The 17039-nt window shown below is 67.6% G+C and carries 19 protein-coding genes; 8 read left to right on the top strand and 11 right to left on the bottom strand.

Features of this window, described 5'->3' with window-relative positions:
* Positions 1-183: 183 nt before the first annotated feature.
* Positions 184-438: a WhiB family transcriptional regulator gene (locus tag ACFXNW_RS29610; protein WP_011211115.1), complete on the bottom strand. Its 255-nt coding sequence runs from the start codon at positions 436-438 to the stop codon at positions 184-186.
* A gap of 251 nt (positions 439-689) precedes the next feature.
* Entirely contained in the window at positions 690-1634 is a 945-nt protein-coding gene (locus ACFXNW_RS29615) for a diacylglycerol/lipid kinase family protein (RefSeq protein ID WP_379421105.1), read from the bottom strand.
* 76 nt (positions 1635-1710) lie between these two features.
* Between ACFXNW_RS29615 and ACFXNW_RS29620 the strand changes: the two genes are divergently transcribed.
* Entirely contained in the window at positions 1711-2127 is a 417-nt protein-coding gene (locus ACFXNW_RS29620) for a hypothetical protein (RefSeq protein WP_379421106.1), read from the top strand.
* 73 nt (positions 2128-2200) lie between these two features.
* Here the strand turns inward: ACFXNW_RS29620 and ACFXNW_RS29625 are convergent, their stop codons facing one another.
* The 5 genes from ACFXNW_RS29625 to ACFXNW_RS29645 all read right to left on the bottom strand — a co-directional run bounded on the left by ACFXNW_RS29625 (position 2201) and on the right by ACFXNW_RS29645 (position 7330).
* A complete protein-coding gene (locus ACFXNW_RS29625) occupies positions 2201-2869 on the bottom strand; it encodes an endonuclease V (protein WP_379421107.1) in 669 nt (222 codons plus the stop codon).
* A gap of 11 nt (positions 2870-2880) precedes the next feature.
* Positions 2881-3372 carry a GNAT family N-acetyltransferase gene (locus tag ACFXNW_RS29630; RefSeq protein ID WP_379421108.1) on the bottom strand — a complete coding sequence of 164 codons (492 nt, stop codon included), beginning with the start codon at positions 3370-3372 and terminating at the stop codon, positions 2881-2883.
* Positions 3369-3986, bottom strand: coding sequence for an acid phosphatase (locus ACFXNW_RS29635; protein WP_379421159.1), 618 nt, complete (start codon positions 3984-3986; stop codon positions 3369-3371). Before ACFXNW_RS29635 ends, ACFXNW_RS29630 begins: the two co-directional genes overlap by 4 nt.
* 175 nt (positions 3987-4161) lie before the next feature.
* Positions 4162-5388, bottom strand: a complete 1227-nt coding sequence (locus ACFXNW_RS29640) for a hypothetical protein (RefSeq protein ID WP_379421109.1) — start codon at positions 5386-5388, stop codon at positions 4162-4164.
* A gap of 145 nt (positions 5389-5533) precedes the next feature.
* Positions 5534-7330, bottom strand: a complete 1797-nt coding sequence (locus ACFXNW_RS29645) for a DEAD/DEAH box helicase (protein ID WP_379421160.1) — start codon at positions 7328-7330, stop codon at positions 5534-5536.
* A gap of 481 nt (positions 7331-7811) precedes the next feature.
* Between ACFXNW_RS29645 and ACFXNW_RS29650 the strand changes: the two genes are divergently transcribed.
* Both ACFXNW_RS29650 and ACFXNW_RS29655 read left to right on the top strand, forming a co-directional pair.
* On the top strand, positions 7812-8864 hold the full coding sequence (locus tag ACFXNW_RS29650; RefSeq protein ID WP_379421110.1) for an alpha/beta hydrolase: 1053 nt from the start codon (positions 7812-7814) through the stop codon (positions 8862-8864).
* An 81-nt stretch (positions 8865-8945) separates the two neighbouring features.
* Positions 8946-9647 carry a ferritin-like fold-containing protein gene (locus ACFXNW_RS29655; RefSeq protein WP_379421111.1) on the top strand — a complete coding sequence of 234 codons (702 nt, stop codon included), beginning with the start codon at positions 8946-8948 and terminating at the stop codon, positions 9645-9647.
* 31 nt (positions 9648-9678) lie between these two features.
* Here ACFXNW_RS29655 and ACFXNW_RS29660 read toward each other — a convergent pair whose 3' ends face one another.
* Together ACFXNW_RS29660 and ACFXNW_RS29665 are read right to left on the bottom strand one after the other, a co-directional pair.
* A complete protein-coding gene (locus ACFXNW_RS29660; protein WP_379421112.1) occupies positions 9679-10884 on the bottom strand; it encodes an MFS transporter in 1206 nt (401 codons plus the stop codon).
* On the bottom strand, positions 10881-11063 hold the full coding sequence (locus ACFXNW_RS29665) for a hypothetical protein (protein ID WP_379421113.1): 183 nt from the start codon (positions 11061-11063) through the stop codon (positions 10881-10883). Before ACFXNW_RS29665 ends, ACFXNW_RS29660 begins: the two co-directional genes overlap by 4 nt.
* 91 nt (positions 11064-11154) lie before the next feature.
* On the opposite strand from ACFXNW_RS29665, the gene ACFXNW_RS29670 reads away from it, so the two are divergent.
* Positions 11155-11733, top strand: a complete 579-nt coding sequence (locus ACFXNW_RS29670) for a helix-turn-helix domain-containing protein (RefSeq protein WP_379421114.1) — start codon at positions 11155-11157, stop codon at positions 11731-11733.
* Between the two features lie 54 nt (positions 11734-11787).
* On the opposite strand, the gene ACFXNW_RS29675 is transcribed toward ACFXNW_RS29670, so the two are convergent.
* Complete coding sequence (locus tag ACFXNW_RS29675) at positions 11788-12618, bottom strand: helix-turn-helix transcriptional regulator (RefSeq protein WP_379421115.1); 831 nt, start codon at positions 12616-12618, stop codon at positions 11788-11790.
* A 97-nt stretch (positions 12619-12715) separates the two neighbouring features.
* Here ACFXNW_RS29675 and ACFXNW_RS29680 point away from each other — a divergent pair, with 97 nt between their 5' ends.
* Together ACFXNW_RS29680 and ACFXNW_RS29685 are read left to right on the top strand one after the other, a co-directional pair.
* Complete coding sequence (locus ACFXNW_RS29680; RefSeq protein ID WP_379421116.1) at positions 12716-13267, top strand: YceI family protein; 552 nt, start codon at positions 12716-12718, stop codon at positions 13265-13267.
* 118 nt (positions 13268-13385) lie between these two features.
* A complete protein-coding gene (locus ACFXNW_RS29685) occupies positions 13386-13613 on the top strand; it encodes a DUF3107 domain-containing protein (RefSeq protein WP_379421117.1) in 228 nt (75 codons plus the stop codon).
* Between the two features lie 70 nt (positions 13614-13683).
* Here ACFXNW_RS29685 and ACFXNW_RS29690 read toward each other — a convergent pair whose 3' ends face one another.
* A complete protein-coding gene (locus tag ACFXNW_RS29690; RefSeq protein WP_379421118.1) occupies positions 13684-14379 on the bottom strand; it encodes a TetR/AcrR family transcriptional regulator in 696 nt (231 codons plus the stop codon).
* Between the two features lie 208 nt (positions 14380-14587).
* Between ACFXNW_RS29690 and ACFXNW_RS29695 the strand changes: the two genes are divergently transcribed.
* Positions 14588-15649 carry a DUF3152 domain-containing protein gene (locus tag ACFXNW_RS29695; RefSeq protein ID WP_379421161.1) on the top strand — a complete coding sequence of 354 codons (1062 nt, stop codon included), beginning with the start codon at positions 14588-14590 and terminating at the stop codon, positions 15647-15649.
* A 147-nt stretch (positions 15650-15796) separates the two neighbouring features.
* Positions 15797-16981 carry an adenylyltransferase/sulfurtransferase MoeZ gene (gene moeZ, locus ACFXNW_RS29700; RefSeq protein WP_379421119.1) on the top strand — a complete coding sequence of 395 codons (1185 nt, stop codon included), beginning with the start codon at positions 15797-15799 and terminating at the stop codon, positions 16979-16981.
* The last annotated feature ends 58 nt before the right edge of the window (positions 16982-17039 follow it).

The following is a 17039-nucleotide window of genomic DNA, read 5'->3' on the forward strand; positions in this document are numbered from 1 at the left end:
CTCCGGTGCCGCTGCGCAAGCCGAAGGCAAGCAGCGGCACCGGAGACGCGAGACACAAAGGGGCCGCGAACACGCGGTGCCGCAGGCGCCGCAAAAACAAGCAAGCCCGGCACCTCGAGGGTGCCGGGCCGAACGCGATTCCGGTCCGGGCTGGGGCCGGAATCGCTCGTCTGACCGATCAGGTCAGACGACCGTGCGGGTGCGGGTGCGCGCGTTGCGACGCTTGAGCGCCCGACGCTCGTCCTCGCTCATACCTCCCCACACGCCGGCATCCTGTCCGGACTTCAGGGCCCACGACAGGCAGTCGGCGGTGACGGGGCAGCGAGCGCAGACCAGCTTGGCATCGGCAATCTGCGCGAGCGCCGGACCACTGTTACCCACCGGGAAGAACAGTTCGGGATCCTCGTCGCGACAGATGGCCTTGTGGCGCCAGTCCATTCCTCTGCTCCTTTAACTGGGCGCCACAAATGGCGCCGATGGTTTGTGGATCGTTAACTTGTGCGACCTGAAGATTTCCGCACGGTTGCTTGTGAATGCTTTCACGAACACCGTAGATGTCAATAGGTACTTGGTGCACCGTGGGGAAGCTCACGCTATGAAGGTCCCGCAAGGGGAGCCTGCCCGGTCCTTTGTACTCGCTCCGCCGGGTTTTCGCAGCACAACAGCGATGCTTCTCACCCCGGCGAGTCTCAGGCCGGGCGCGGTGCTACGACTTCCAGGACGTCGGGGACCGCGGTGAAATCCACCACGTTGCGTTTGCCGATAAAGTCGCCATCGATTTGCAGGCCGATCTCCTGATCGGTCTCGATTCGTACCGAGGTGACGTCGTCCTCGCGAAACAATTTGCGTGACTTCGGGTTTCCGCCCGGTGCCAGAAGTTGGCCGGCCAGCCGCAATGTCGGCAACACCGCCATGGATCCCATGGCGAACACGCCGAGCCCGGTTTCGAAGGCGGTGCCGGGGTTGGTGCGCACGGGGGTGGAGTTCAGGAAGGTCCACGGACTGGTGTTGGTCACGAACGCATAGCGCACACCTTCGACAGGTTTGTGTCCCGGCACGGTCACGGTGGCCTCGGGCTGGTGCCGTTTGGCCCGGAAGAACTGGCGCACCGTGGTCGCCAGATAGCGCACCGGGGTGGCGGCGTGACCCTTGGCGCGGCTGGCGTCGATGGCCTCGCAGACATCGGCGTCCAAGCCGACACCCGCGCTGAAACAGAACCAGCGATCATCGGCGATGCCGAGCCCGATGCGTCGATCGTCGTTCACCGACAGCAAGTCGATGAGCTGATTGGTGGCAGCGACCGGGTCGGGTTTGAGGCCGAGGGCGCGGGCGAAGACGTTGGCGGACCCGCCGGGGATCACACCGAGCCTGGGGCGCCACACCTGTCCGTCGTCGACCTGGGGCAGCGGCAGGAATCCGTTGATCGTCTCGTTGACGGTGCCGTCGCCGCCGTGCACCACGATCAGGTCCATCTCGTTGGTCGCGGCCCACTGGGCCAGTTCCGCGGCGTGGCCTCGATGCTGGGTATGGGCGACGGTCAATTGCGTCCGGCTCTCCAGCGCGTGCGCCAGCAGATCCCTGGTGGCCGCGGTGGTAGAGGTGGCATTCGGATTCACGATCAACAACGTCCGCACCTACGCACCTTAGTTCAGCGGAGTTACCGGCTCGGCCGATGCCACGGCCGCACGGTCCGCGACCTACCCTGGTCGGGTGGCTGAGCGAGATGACGTCGGAACGGTGCCTGGCACGGTGCGTGGTGCCGGTGGGCTGGTGGCATTGGAAGGCGCCGTCGCGGTGACGGTGGCGATCGTGCTGGTGGTGCGCGGTCTGCTCGGTCATGACCAGAGCCAGGCCAGCGGGTACGGCACCGCCGCATGGTTCGTGATCCTCGGTGGCGCGGTGCTCGCGGCGGGTGTCGGTTTGCTGCTCGGGCACCGGTGGGGGCGGGCCATCGCGGTCATCGCGCAGCTGCTGCTGTTGCCGGTGGTGTGGTCGCTGCTGACCGATTCGCATCAACCGTTCTACGGGGCCCTGCTCGGCGTGGTGGTGGTCGGTGCGCTGGTCTTGCTGTTCACCCCGGCCACCAGCCGCTGGATGGCGCGCGAGTACGGGATCGACACCGACTGAGAGCCTCCGTCGAACGGGCGTGTCCTGGTCCGGGCCCCTGCCGAACGATCGAGACGGGCCGGCGCCGCCGCGGTCAGCCCGCGATTGCATCCCGCAGCGCCTGACGGCACAGGTGATCGGCACGACGGGTCGTCTCCGGTAACCGGTACTTCGGCGTCAGCGCGAGGACCTGCGCGCAGGCGGTGTCCAGGTCGACGAGGTGACCGACCGAGACGAATACCGGCTTCACCCCGGCGCGGGTGCGCAGTACGCGGCCGACCACATCGCCGTCGATGGTGATGTCGGTGCGTGCGCCGCGGTCGGGGCCGGGCTCCGGGCACTCGCCCCAGGCGGATTTCGCGACACCGATCGTCGGCAGTCCGGTCACGACGCCTATATGGCAGGCGAAGCCGAACCGACGCGGGTGGGCCAGGCCCTGTGCATCGCAGACCAGCAGATCAGGGGTGGTGTCGAGCTGTTCGAGCGCGCTGATCGTGGTCGGCATTTCCCGGAACGAGAGCAGGCCGGGGATGTAGGGGAACTCGGTGGTTCCGTAGCCGACGGCGCTTTCCACGGTGTCCAAGGTCGCGGCGTCCACGACGACGATTGCGGCGGCGACGGTGCCGTCGTCGTGATAGGCGGAGTCGAGCCCGGCGATGGTGGCGAACTCCGGCGCCCGCGGGTTCTCGGTGCGGACCAGCGGGCGCAGTTCGTCCTGCATCGCCACGGCTTCGGCCTCGGTGACCGGCCAGCGGTCCGGCATCGACAGCTCCTTCACCGGCCCCCCGCCAGCGCGGTCAGCGCCGCACCCGTGAGCCGGTAGCCGACCCAGTCGTCCTGTACGTCGGCGCCGATGGCCTCGTAGAAGTCGATGGACGGCGTATTCCAGGTGAGTACCGACCACGAGACGCGGCTGTAGCCGTTGCGGACGGCCTCCTCGGCCAGCGCCGCGATCAGCGCCTTGCCGAGCCCCGTGCCGCGCGTTTCCGGCGTGAGGTAGAGATCCTCCAGGTAGATGCCGTGTACGCCGTCCCAGGTGGAGTAGTTCAGGAACCAGATCGCACAGCCGACCACTTCGCTGTCCACGGTGGCGACGTGGGCGAACAGTGCCGGTGCCGGCCCGAACAGCGCGGCGTGCAGCTGCTCGGCGGTGAGGGTGCACTCGTGCCTGGCCTTCTCGTATTCGGCGAGGTCGTAGACGAGTTTCACCAAGGCGGGCACATCCCCGGGGGCGGCGCGGCGGATGGCGGTATCGGGGCCGGTCACTGGTCGGCTCCTTCGGCGGGGACGAGGTTGTGGGCGCGGACGGTGCGGGCGCCGTGGTCGTAACCGAGAATGCTGACCGCGCCCGTCGACATGGCGAACCGCCTGCCCTCACGGATGTCGAACTCGCACCAGCGGGCGATCAGTGCCCGGGAGAAATGCCCGTGCCCGACCAGCACCACATCCCGTCGCGGCAATTGCGGCTCGACACTCGCCAGTTCTCGATCGGCGCGCGCGGTGACCTGTTCGGCGGACTCCCCGCCGGGCACCGTGCCGGTCCAGATGGTCCAGTCCGGCGCGGTCTCCCGGATCTGCGCGGTGGTGCGGCCCTCGTAGTCGCCGTAATCCCATTCGGTGAGGTCGTCGTCGATGACGGCGTCGCCGAGCCCGGCCAGTTCGGCGGTGTGCTGCGCCCGTTTGCGTGGGCTGGTGAGTACCAGTGGGTCGCGCAGCTTCAATCCCGCGAGCAACGCTCGCGCGGCCAGCGCCTGCTGTTCGCCGAGTTCGGTGAGTGGCAGATCGGTGTTTCCGGTATGGCGTCGCTGCGACGACCATGTGGTCTCGCCATGGCGCAGGAGTACCAGCCGGGCATGCTCGAGATCGGACATAGGGTCCATCATGAGCTACACCGAGGGAGCCGGGCACGCCTACGCCGGGCGAACGGGGGATTCGCGCCTCTCGCCCCCGCATCGCCGCAGTCGGTGATCGACGCCACGATGGCGGCCCGTGATCTTGTCTCCCCGCTCATATCGGTGAGTGTGGCAGGGGGGACCGACACACTGTGCCGTGTCCTCAGCCGAACGCGAACAGCTGACCGTCGCGGTGCTCGAGCACCACGTCACCGATCGTGCCCAGTGCGATGGGAGATCCGTCGTATCCCTTGCGCTCGACCGGAATTCGGGTGATCTGCGCGCCGGTGGCCGGATCGAGCTCGACGATGGCGCCGTCGACGGGCATCAGAATGTGGCTACCCATCAATGCCGGGCTGCCGAGTGCGCCTGCCGCGGTCCACATCGGGTCGAAAGTTTTGCCGTTCAGGGCGATCAGGCTGTTGCCGGTGAAAACCATGTACGCCGTACTGATCTCGGTCGTGGTCGCGGTATCGGCCAGCGGGGCCGAAAGCTCGTGCACCACCAAGGGATTACCGGAGGAATCGAACACCGACAGCCGCGGCTGTGTGGGTTCGGGCGCTGTGGTGCCGGGTTGGTACAGCACGATCCGGTCGTCCGACACCGCGATCACGCGCGCGTCGGGGGAGTCAGAACCGGGGCCCGTCAGTACGTGCGAACCGAATTCCTTGGGAACACGGAAATCCTTGGGTGCCGGGTCGAGTGTCGTCAGGCGATTGGTCGCATCGCCGGGGCAGCGTTCCAGCACGGCGAGGCGCGATGGGCTCGACGCGGCGGATATCAGCGAACATCCCTGGCGCGGCTGGGATTTGGGGATTTCTTTCGCGTTGACGTAGCCGTACTCGAGTGTTCGCACCAGATCCGAGCGCCACATCTCGAGCCGCTTGGGGCCTTGCGCCAGCACATAGGTGCCGTCGACCGAGAGTTCGATGGAGGAGTCCATATAGCTGCTGCGAGCAATGCTGCGCGAGCCGTCGGCACCGAGCAGCATGGCGGTCTGACTGCATCCGCGATCGTCGCGATAGACCGCGATCACGGTGCCGAACTGCGACTGCACGCCACACAGCGGGATATCGCGCCGGTAATGCCACAGCTCGTCGCCGGTGCGCGGATCACGCCCGGTGACAGTGCCACCGTCGCCGGTGACCACCACACCACCCGAGGTGAGCGCCTCGGTGCTCGCCCCGTCGGGCGCGTGCCAGAGTTCGCGCAGCTCCGTGGGCAGCACAGACACGGCGGGTGGGGTGTCGACCGGCTCTGCCGCAGTGACCGAATCGGTCCCGCGCGCATCCGATCGGACCCACACCACGAGAGCCGCGATCGCCAGGACAAGGGCGATCGCGACCGCGATGATGATGTCGGCGCGGGTCCGCCGCTCGGGTGCGAGCACGTGTGCGAGATTAGCCGATCGAGCTGAGCGCGGACGACATCACCTTGCCCTGCGGCTGGCTGGTCGCCCGCTGCCTTCCGCCCTGTCCGCCCACGAAAAATGCTGGTGGGCGCACTTGGCGCCCACCAGCATCAGCGGTCTTCGATCAGGCGGAAACGCCGGCGGCGCTGCTCGCCTCGACCGGAGCGGTCGCCTCCGCGGTGGAGGCGTCCACGGTGGTTTCGCCTGCAGGCTTGCGGCGGCGGCGCCTGCGCCGCGCGGGCTGCTCACCAGCGGACTCGGAGTTGCTGCCCTCGGGCTCGCCTGCGTCGGCAACGCCCGCCTCCGCGGTGCCGTTGGTCTCGGCGGTGCCGTTGGAGTTGGCTTCGCCTGCCTCGGTCTCCGTCGCGGGCTTGCGACGCCTGCGCCTGCGGCGGCCGGGACGCTCGCCCTCGGCGGCGTCGCCCTCGGCCGGGCCCGAGCCGTTGTCGGCGTCGGTCTGCTCGCTGACCGTGCTGTCGCCGGTGGTCGTCGCGGCATCACCATCGAGCGGCTGACCGGCGCGGGTACGCCTGCGGTTGCGCTTGCGCGGGGTGCGCTCGGGCCGTTCGACGACCTCCGCGTCCTCCTCGCGTTCCCGCTTGGGCTTGCGGATCGTGCCGGTGACACCCTCGGGGATGCCCAGGTCCGAGAACAGATGCGGCGACCGCGAATACGTCTCCACCGGCTCGGGGATGTCGAGGCCGAGCGCGCTGTTGATGGCCGACCAGCGGTTGAGCTCGTCCCAATCGATCAGCGTCACCGCGACACCGGTGCGGCCCGCGCGGCCGGTGCGGCCGATGCGATGCACGTAGGTCTTCTCGTCTTCCGGGCACTGATAGTTGACGACGTGGGTGACGTCGTCGATATCGATACCGCGTGCGGCCACGTCGGTGGCGACCAGCACGTCGATGGTGCCCTTGCGGAACTTGGCCAGCGCCTTCTCACGGGCGATCTGACCGAGGTCACCGTGGACCGCGCCTACCGCGAAGCCGCGGTCGGCGAGATCGTCGGCGACCTTCTGCGCGGTGCGTTTGGTGCGGGTGAAGATCATGGTGGCGCCGCGGCTCTCGGCCTGCAGCACTCGCGCGACCAATTCGCTCTTGTCCAGTGCGTGCGCCCGGTAGACGAACTGCGCGGTGCGATCGTGCACCGCGGAATCGTGCGGCTCCTCGGCCCGGATATGGGTCGGCCGGGTGAGGAATGTGCGGGCGAGAGTGATGATCGGACCCGGCATGGTGGCCGAGAACAGCATGGTCTGCCGTTTATCCGGCACCATGCTCAGAATGCGTTCGATATCGGGCAGGAAGCCGAGATCGAGCATTTCATCGGCCTCGTCCAGCACGAGCACGCCGACCTTGCCGAGGATCAGATGCTGCTGATTCGCCAGGTCCAGCAGTCGGCCCGGCGTGCCGACGATGACGTCGACGCCCGCGCGCAGCGCTTCGATCTGCGCCTCGTAGGGGCGGCCACCGTAAATGGAGACCACCTTCAGCGGGCCCTGATGATTGGTCAGGTATTTGCTCGCGTTTTCCAGGTCCTTGGTGACCTGCAGGCAGAGTTCGCGGGTCGGCACGATGACCAGTGCCCGCGGCGTTCCGTCCAGCGGGGTCGTGCCCGATTCGGCGGTGGCGATGCGGTGCAGCAGCGGCACACCGAATCCGAATGTCTTGCCCATGCCGGTGCGGGCCTGGCCGATGAGGTCTTCACCGGCGAGCGCCAACGGCAGGGTGAGTTCCTGGATGGCGAAGGTACGTTCGATTCCGATCTCGCCGAGCGCGCGCACGATTTCCTCGCGGACGCCCAATTCGGTGAATGTCGGGGCGGTATGTGTTTCGTCCAGTTCTGCCGTCAGCAGGGTGTCTGCCAGTCCGGGTTCCTGTTCGACTGTGATCTTGCTCAGGGTTCGGGCCTTCCTCGTTATCGCGTCACGCGCGCACGAGGCGTGGGGCGGACCGGCCGGTCCGCGACGACCACGTATCCGCCTGTGATACTCACCGGCCGGCTGCCGGATGTCAGCGGTACCCGCCTGATCGGGGGCTGCCTGGGAGACATCGGCGCGGCGCTTCGGTGACGCGGATCTGGTGCGCGCACATTTTCCGTGGACATCGCCTTTCGCGCCGGGCCGGCAGCTGTGCCGGACGTGATCGGGTAACGCGATCGGGCGCGAGATTTTCGTTGTCCGTGGTGATTGTAGCGTGATATTGTGCTCGGCCCGAAAAGGCGGCGTGGAAAATGTCCGGCCAATAGTTCATTTTCCGAGTACACGCCGACGAACGTGGTGCGCGACACGGCAATTCATCGGGCGTGGCGAATCGGTGATATCGATGACAGTCCGGGCCCGGATGCCCAGGCGACCGCGGCTTGGGTGTTACCGCCGGTACCGGATGTGAGACATTCGTGTGGTGAGCATCGCAGACACCGTCACCCTCGCCGCGCGCAACGCCTGGGCGCTGACCTTCGGCTCCGGGGTGGCCGATCCCGATCCGGCGCCGTCGACGGTGCTGTGGGACCAGCCGCATCGCAAGCTGATGCGTTTCGACGGGGCCCAGCAGCGGCCCGAACCCGAATCCGTGGTGCTGCTCGTACCCCCGCTCGCCGCCCCGGCCACCTGTTTCGACCTGCAACCGGACCAGAGCATGGCGCGTTTCCTGCTGGAGTCCGGCCGCGCGCCCTATCTGGTCGACTATGGCGAGATCACCTTCGCCGATCGCGGGATGGGCTTCGAAGACTGGATCGACGACATCCTGCCAGAGGCTGTGCTGCGGGCTTCCGCCGATCGGGGCGGGGTGCCCGTCGACCTGATCGGCTGGTCGCTCGGCGGCACGCTGTCACTGCTGACGGCGGCGGCGAACGCGCAGCTGCCGATCCGGTCGATCACCGCGGTCGGGGCGCCGCTGGACTACGACAAGATGACCGGTATCCCGCAGCTCCGCGCGGTCGCGAAGCTCACCGGCGGCCATGCTGTCTCGACCGCGGTACGCGCGGCCGGTGGTGTGCCTGCCGGTCTGACCAGGCTCGCCTATCGGGCCACCGCATGGGAGCGCGAGCTCAAGCGACCGTGGTTCGTCGCCAGCAATATCGCGCGCACCGAAACCCTGGCCCGGATGGAGACCATCGACCGGTTCATGGCCGAGATGCCCGGTTATCCGGGTCGGTTCTACGGCCAGCTCTGGGGCAGGCTCATCCTCGCCAACGACATCGGTCGCGGCGTGGTCCGGCTGGGAGAGCGGCGCATCGAGCTCGCGAACGTGACCGCGCCGGTCCTGCTCGTCGGCGGGCCGACCGACGTCATCACACCGGCCGCCGCTGTCGAGGCCGGGCTGCACACGCTCACCGGCGCCGCGTCGGTGCGCTACGAGACTGCCCCGGGCAGCCATCTCGGCATCCTGACCGGCCCGGCCGCGCGCGAGACGACCTGGACCCATCTGGACAAGTTCCTCACCACCGGGGTCTGACGCCGCTGTCACGCGTTACCCGGCTCGCGCATCGGGGACGAACCGCGACGAGCCACGAGCCGGGTACTACGCTGGTGTGCCATGGGAGCACAGTCACCTGCCGCGCTGGGTGTTTCGCCGACCGGCCCGGTTTCGCCGTCCATTCCCGCCGACCATCCCGGGGTGACCGATCTGTTCGCGGTGCTCGCCTACGGTGAGATCTCCGCGTTCTACCGGCTCGCCGAGGAGGCCAAGCTCTCGCCCACCGTCCGCGGCAAGGTGGCGGTGGCGAAGATGGCCGCCGCCGAGATGGAGCATTTCAATCTGCTCGAGGCGGCCCTGTCCGAACGCGGCGCCGACATCTTCGATGTGATGGCGCCGTTCGTGCGCGCGCTGGACGCCTACCACGCCTCCACCGACCCGTCGACGTGGCTCGAGTCGATGGTGAAGTTCTACGTCGGTGACGGCATCGCCGCCGACTTCTACCGCGAGATCGCGGGTGTGCTCAGCCCCGATGTCGCCGACGTGGTGCGTGACGTGCTGGCCGAGACCGGGCATTCGGAGTTCGTGGTCGACGAGGTGCGCCGCGCGGTGGCCGCCAGCCGGTCCGAGCGTGACCGGCTGACGCTATGGGGTCGACGACTACTCGGTGAGGCCATCACCCAGGCCCAGTACGTGATGGCCCAGCGTGATGAGCTCACCGAGCTGGTCCTCGCCGCCACCGGCGATCTCAACGGCATCGCCACCCTGTTCGAGCGCATGCAGAACAGCCACGCCGAGCGGATGTCGGTGCTCGGTCTGTAGTGCACACCGCGCGGCCCGAGGCCCTCGCCCGCTAGCCGGGCGTGGGCATGCGTGCTCTATCGGCGAGGATCACCGGAATCGCAGCCACCGCGAGCGCGGCTCCGATCCAGCTCACCGAGGTGAGCGGTGCTCCCCGAGAGAGGGTGACCGCCGCCAGTACCGGCGTGATGCTGATACCGAGCTGGAAGGCCGAGACGGTGGTAGCGCCCGCCAGGGTGGGCGCCTCGGCGGCGATGGTGAATACGCGCCCGTACAGCGCCGGATTGAGCAGGAACGCGGCGATACCGATCAGGAACACCGTTGGCACCACGGCCCACACCTGATCGACGGCGAAGACCATCACCCCGGACAGGACTGCGATCGCGGCCGCGCCGGACAACAGTGCCCGATGTGGATGCTGATCGGAGATGCGCCCGCCGATCGACAGTCCTGCGAAAGCGCCGGCCCCGAACAGCGCGAGGATCGCCGGGATCCAGATCTCGGCGACCTCGGTGATATCGGCGAGGATCGCGGCGAGGTAGTTGAACGTGATCATGTACGCGGCCGTCGTCAGGATCGTGATCACGTAGATGCCCCACAACCGTGGTGTGCGCAGGGTGCGCAACTCCCGAGACACGCTCGGCCGGGTGGCCGGGCCGGTACCGGGATCGGCGGCGGGAAGCCCGAGCCTGCATCCGATCATGCCGGCGAATGTCAGCGCGACCACCGCCCAGAAACCGCCGCGCCAGTCGGTGAAATGACTCAGTAGCGTGCCCGCGGGCCCGCCGGCGACCATCGCGATGCTGAGTCCGCTGACCACGACACCGGAGGCTCTGGCATTACGGTCCGGGGTGACCAAGCTGATCGCGGTCACCGAAGCGATCGCGAAGAAGCCCGCGTACGCGATTCCCGAGACCACCCTGCTGACCAGCAAGACCTGGTAGTTGCCGACCAATCCGACGACGATGCCCGCCGCGAAGATCGCTTGCGTGGCCAGCAACGCGGTACGCCGTGGCCAGCGCAGTCCGATCACCGCCATCGGTGGCCCGCCGAAAACGACGCCCAATGCGAACGCGGTGATCAGCATCCCGGCCGAGGACAGCGTGGTGTCCAGATCGTCTGCGACCGCAGGCAGCACACCTGCCAGCAGGAACTCGGCCGTTCCCATCGCGAAGAGGCTGAATCCGAGCAGGTATACACCGACAGGCAGCCGGCCGGGCCGCATCGCCCGAGGCGCCAGTGTTTCTGTGGCGGTCACCGGTTACCACCTCCGATACCGGACAGGTAGGCCGCCGCTGTGAGTCCCGCATCCAGCGGGGTCGGGCTGTAGGTTGCCGGGGCCGCGCCTGTCGCCGATCGCCACACGAATTCGCGGTTGTCGCTGACCGTTTCGGTTCGCCGGGTGGCGGGGGAGTCGGCCATAGTTGTTGTCATCATTCGGTACACCTCCATCGACAGACTCGCGAACGATTTGCGCAATCGGCAAAGAATGTTGCTGATTCTGGGACAGATTGCTCCACTGGGTCCCATGAACAGGCAGCCGAGCGTCGACGCCGCTATCGATCAGATTTCGCGCCGGCTCCGAAGGGTTCGAGAGAAGAAGGGCGTCAGTCTCGCCGAACTCGCGCGCTTTACCGGGATCTCGACCAGCACGTTGTCGCGGCTGGAATGCGGGCAGCGCAAACCGAGCCTCGAACTGCTGCTGCCGATCACTGCGGCATTGGGCGTTTCGCTCGACGAGATCGTGTTCGCACCCCGGATCGTCGACCCGCGGGTGCCGCAGCGGGCATCGGATTCGGCTGGGCGGGTGCTGATCCCGCTGTCACGGCATCAGGGCGAACCACGCGCCTATAAGATGACCATTCCGGGGCATGACGAAGAGCCGTTCTTGCGCGCCCACACCGGCTACGAATGGCTGTATGTGCTGCGTGGACTGCTGCGGGTGCGGCTCGGCGATCGCGATTTCGTGATGCGGGCAGGCGAGGCCGCCGAGTTCGACTGCCGGATTCCGCATTGGTTCGGCGCGGCCGGCGGCGGGAGTGTCGAAGTGCTGAGCCTTTTCGGCAAGCAGGGCGAGCGCATTCACGTCCGCACCTCGCGTCACTGACGTCGGCCGTCGACGCGTTCGTCTTCCGGCACGGAAATCCGCGGGCTCGGCGCCTTATTCGTTGGCCGCGCGATCCCGGACCAGGTGCAGGCCGGTTGCCTGGACCCGGTCGGTGAGCCATACGACGAGGCTCTGATCGCTGGTGGTCTCCAGGGTTTCGAACGGCACGTCCACCTCACCGAGCGCCGGATGGTCGAAACGCAGCAGCGCCGCGGTCGGCTCGTTGAGTCGCTGCGGTGTCCAGCGTTCGGCGAAGGCGGGGTGGCGCCGCAGCGTGTCGATGGTGTCGCGGAGCTTGTCGTCGGCGGGCCAGCGGACCATCGCGCGGTTGAGCGCCGCCGCGAACGCATCCGCCGCCTGCTGCCAATTCCGCAGCACCCGGTATGCGGCCGGATGGGTGAAGGTGAAGCGAGCGAGGTTGGGCGAAGCGTCGTCGAGTAGCCCGAGCGGCGCCGCGAAATCCGCCCAGGCGCTGTTCCAGTCGAGCACGTTCAGCTGCCTGCCGACGACGAAGGCCGGCGTCGGAGCGAGTGCCCGCAGGACTTGCTGAACAGTCTCCGGGACATGCTCCGGCTCGGCGTCCCCACCGGGGCAGCGCGTGCCGTCGGCGGCGGTCAGCGCCAGGATATTGAACTGATAGCGCGCCTCACCGCGCAGCAGTAGCGCGTCGGCGAGCGCCTCGACGACCGCGGGTGACGGATTGTTGTCGCGTCCCTGCTCCAGGCGGGCCAGATAGTCGGCGCTCACCCCCGCCAGCACGGCGACTTCCTCGCGGCGCAGCCCAGGTGTCCTGCGGCGCCGCCCCTCGGGGAGGCCGAGGTCACCGGGCCGCAATTCCGCGCGGGGCGACCAGGAATTCGGCGAACCTGCTTCGTGCCATGACATCCATCGTGCCTCGTCGGGGGCCGGTTATCCGCGCCCTGCCAGGTCCAGGATAACGGCGGTCTGGTTACCGGACTGCGGTCCGTTCATGGTGGAAGCCATGACCACTACTCCGGAAACCACCGCCGCGACCCAGCAGCTGCGACCCGGCTCCTGGGCGCTCGACCCCGCCCACTCCGCCGTCGGCTTCACCATCCGCCACCTCGGCATCTCCAAGGTGCGCGGCGGCTTCAGCAAGTTCGACACCGAATTCGTCGTCGACGAATCCGGTGCGGCCACCATCGCCGCCACCATCTACCTCGATTCCTTCGACACCGGCAACGCCGATCGTGATGCCCACATCCGCACCGCCGACTTCCTCGATGTGGCCAACCGGTCGACCCTCACCTTCCGGGCCACCGAACCGGTGCAGGTGGCGGAATCGTTCACGGTGGAGGGTGCGGCGACGCTCGGGCAGATCACCAAGCCGGTCACCCTCGAGGTCGAATGGGGCGGGGTCGGGGAGTTCGGCGCCACCGGCGACAACCACGCCGGATTCTCCGCGACCGGCACGATCAAGCGCACCGATTTCGGTGTCGGCGGCCCGCTGCCCGGCATGCTCAGCGACGCGGTGAAGGTCGAACTGGAGATCCAGCTCGTCGAGCCGAAGTAGCCGGTCGACGCCGGCGCGGTGCTGTTCGCTGACAGCGCAGGCACTCAGGTGCTTGCACGCTCGGAGGCTGCATTAGCCTTGGTGCGACAGCACACGACTCTATGTTCGGAGGTTGGCCGTGGAGGTCAAGATCGGTATTTCGGATAGCCCGCGCGAGCTCGTCATCACCAGCTCGCAGACCCCCGACGAGGTCGAGGCGCTGGTGTCCGGTGCCCTGAGCGGTGAGAGCGGTGTCGTCGCGCTGACCGACGAGAAGGGGCGCAAGTTCCTGATCCAGGCCTCGAAGGTCGCCTACGTCGAGATCGGCACCGCCACCGGCGGCCGCGTCGGTTTCGCCGCGGTGTAAAGAGCCACCCGAACGAAGAGCCCCTGGCTTCCGGAACCGGAGGCCAGGGGCTCTGTCGTATTCGGGCTACCTACTGCTGGTCGTCGCGCGCTCGCAGCACCTGCTCGATCGGGTGCAGTGGCACGTGGGACAGCCCGCCCCATGCCAATGCGACCGTGGTGTCGACGGCCTCGTCCTTCGGGATTGGCCGGTCGGCTTCCAGCCAGTACCGCGCGGTGAACTGGCTCGCGCCGACCAGGCCGACCGCGAGAATGCGGGCCCGGTACGGGTCGAGGCCGGAGTCGTGGGCCACCAGGTCGAAGACGGCGTCCACACACGCCTCGGTGGCCTGCTCGACGCGACGCTGCACCTGCGGCTCGCTGGTCAGGTCCGATTCGAAGACGAGCCGGAAGCCCTGCATCTCGTTGTCGACGAAGTCGAAGTAGGCCTGCACCGCCGCACGTACGCGCTGGCGGTTGTCGGTGGTCGAGCGCAGTGCCTGACGCACACTCGACACCAACATGTCGACGTAGCTCTGCAGGACCGCGACGTATAGCTCCAGCTTGCTGGTGAAGTGCTGGTACAGCACCGGCTTGCTGACGCCCGCGCATTGCGAGATTTCGTCCATCCCGGCGGCGTGATAGCCACGTAGGACGAACACCTCACTGGCAGCGGCTAGCAGCTGCGTTCGCCGTTCGTCGCGCGGCAGCCGGGTGCCACGCTTGGCCGGGGTCATGGCCTCGGACGACGTTCTGCGGGACGTCATCCGGTCCACGAGGTCAGTCATTTCGGATCTCCCAGTCGATTCCCCGGCAAAAGGGGTGTGCACCGGGTTATCCACAGCACGATACCCGCTCGCGTCACACTTTCCGATGGGGGTGAGAAATGCATCGCCAGCGGTGAGAAATCTCCCAGTGATCTGCCGGCCCGCCAATGCACGGTGCCGCGGCCTTTCGCACTGTGAGAGTCTGTTTCCCGTGACCGACCGACCGGAAATGCCGACCGGTGGCGGGCGCGATGCGCACCGCCCCTCTGGTTCCGACGACTCCGGTTCCGCAGTGTCGTCGACCGTGGCATGGCCGGATCCTCCCGCATCCGACCGCTCCCGGCAGCCGTTGCGCGCCCGCTGGGACCCGACCGCACCGGATGAGAAGGCTCGATCACGCACCCCGCGACCACCCCGTGACGTGAAGAAGCAGAGCGCCATCGGCCGATTCGTCTCCACCTACGGCTGGCGGGCCTACGCGTTGCCGGTGCTGTTCGCGGTGACGGTCATCGTTGTTGTCGACGCGGTTCGCACGGGGCCCGATCCGGCCGCGGCCTCGGGTGAACCAGGCTTCGGGCGGTTGAGCCCGCCCGCGGCCAGTGCGGGTGTCATCGGCGCACCGCCCGGTGACGGCGAATTCCCCGACGATCTGCCGACCGGCATGCTGCCCGAGGGCGGTCAGTTCGTGGAGACCGGCGCCGGGACCTGGCGGGTGGTTCCAGGCACGAGTGCCCAGGTGGGGGCCGGCGAAGAGTACGTCTTCAGCTACACCGTCGAGATCGAAGACGGTCTGGACACCTCCGGCTACGGCGGTGACGCCTCGGTGGCGAAGATGGTCGACTCGACCCTGGCCAATCCGAAGAGCTGGACCCATGACCGCAAGTTCGCTTTCCGTCGGGTGGACCAGGGCGAACCGGACTTCCGGGTCTCGCTCACTTCACGCGAAACGACCCGCACCTCATGCGGTTTCGAGATCGAGATCGATTCGTCGTGCTACAACTCCGACCTCGGCCGGGTGGTGCTGGCGGAGGCCCGTTGGGTGCGCGGCGCGCTCGCCTTCGAGGGCGATATCGGCTCCTACCGGCAATATCTGGTCAACCACGAGGTCGGCCATGCCGTCGGCTACCACCAGCACCAGCCCTGCGAGACCGACGGCGGGCTGGCGCCGGTGATGATGCAGCAGACCTTCGGTACCGAGAACAACGTCATCGCCACCCTCGATCCCGATGGGGTGGTGCCGATGGACGGCAAGCGCTGCCGGTTCAATCCCTGGCCCTACCCACGCGGCTGACCGGGCCGGGCCGGTTGTCGCCCGGTGCCGTTGATGCGGGACCATGGCAGGGGAAGAACGGCCGGGTCCCCGGTGTTGCACCGGTAGCGCACCCAGGCGTGCGCCATCGCATCGTGATCGGCCCATTCGATTCGAGGAGTTCTGGACGTGTCATCACCGAAGTCCCTGCCGCCATTGGTCGAGCCGGCCGCGGAGCTGACCAGGGACGAGGTCGCCCGCTACAGCCGCCACCTGATCATTCCCGATGTGGGCATGGACGGGCAGAAGCGACTGAAGAACGCCAAGGTGCTGGTGATCGGCGCGGGCGGGCTCGGCTCGCCTGCGCTGCTGTACCTGGCCGCCGCCGGTGTCGGCACGCTCGGCATCGTCGAGTTCGACGAGGTCGACCTCTCCAACCTGCAGCGCCAAGTCATCCACGGCGAGTCCGATATCGGCCGTCCCAAGGCCGATAGTGCTCGCGATTCGATTCTGGAGATCAACTCCGGCATCGACGTGCGGCTGCACAAGATCCGGCTGGAACCGGACAATGCCGTCGAATTGTTCTCCGAATACGACCTGATCGTCGACGGGACCGACAACTTCGCCACCCGCTACCTGGTCAACGATGCCGCGGTACTGGCAGGCAAGCCGTACGTGTGGGGTTCGATCTACCGGTTCGAGGGCCAGGTGTCGGTGTTCTGGGAGGACGCCCCCGACGGCCGCGGCATCAACTACCGCGACCTGTACCCGGAGGCGCCGCCGCCGGGCATGGTCCCCTCCTGCGCCGAGGGCGGGGTGCTCGGCGTGCTGTGCGCTTCCATCGGTTCGATCATGGTGACCGAGACCATCAAGCTGATCACCGGTATCGGTGAGCCGCTGCTCGGTCGGCTGATGGTGTACGACGCACTGGACATGACCTACCGGACCATCAAGCTGCGCCGCGATCCGGAACGTCAGCCGATCACCGAATTGATCGACTACGACGCGTTCTGCGGTGTGGTGAGCGAGGAAGGCCAGGCGGCCGTCGCCGGTTCCACGATCACCGCGCGCGAGCTCAAGGAGATGATCGATGCGGGCAAGCCGGTGCATCTGGTCGACGTCCGCGAGCCCGTCGAATGGGACATCGTGCACATCGAGGGCGCGACGTTGATTCCGAAGGACCGCATCCTGTCCGGTGAGGCCCTCTCGGAGCTGCCGCAGAACCGGCCGATCGTGCTGCACTGCAAGACCGGTATCCGCTCGGCGGAGGCGCTGGCCGCGCTCAAACGCGCCGGGTTCGCCGATGCCACGCATCTACAGGGCGGCGTGATCGCCTGGGCACACCAGGTCGACCCCTCCCTACCGGTGTACTGACCGTCCCGGCGCATCGCCGGCACTCCCGGCGCGGCGCCCGTTTCGGGCGCGTCGCCGG

Source organism: Nocardia sp. NPDC059180 (assembly GCF_042754945.1).
Classification (GTDB): domain Bacteria; phylum Actinomycetota; class Actinomycetes; order Mycobacteriales; family Mycobacteriaceae; genus Nocardia.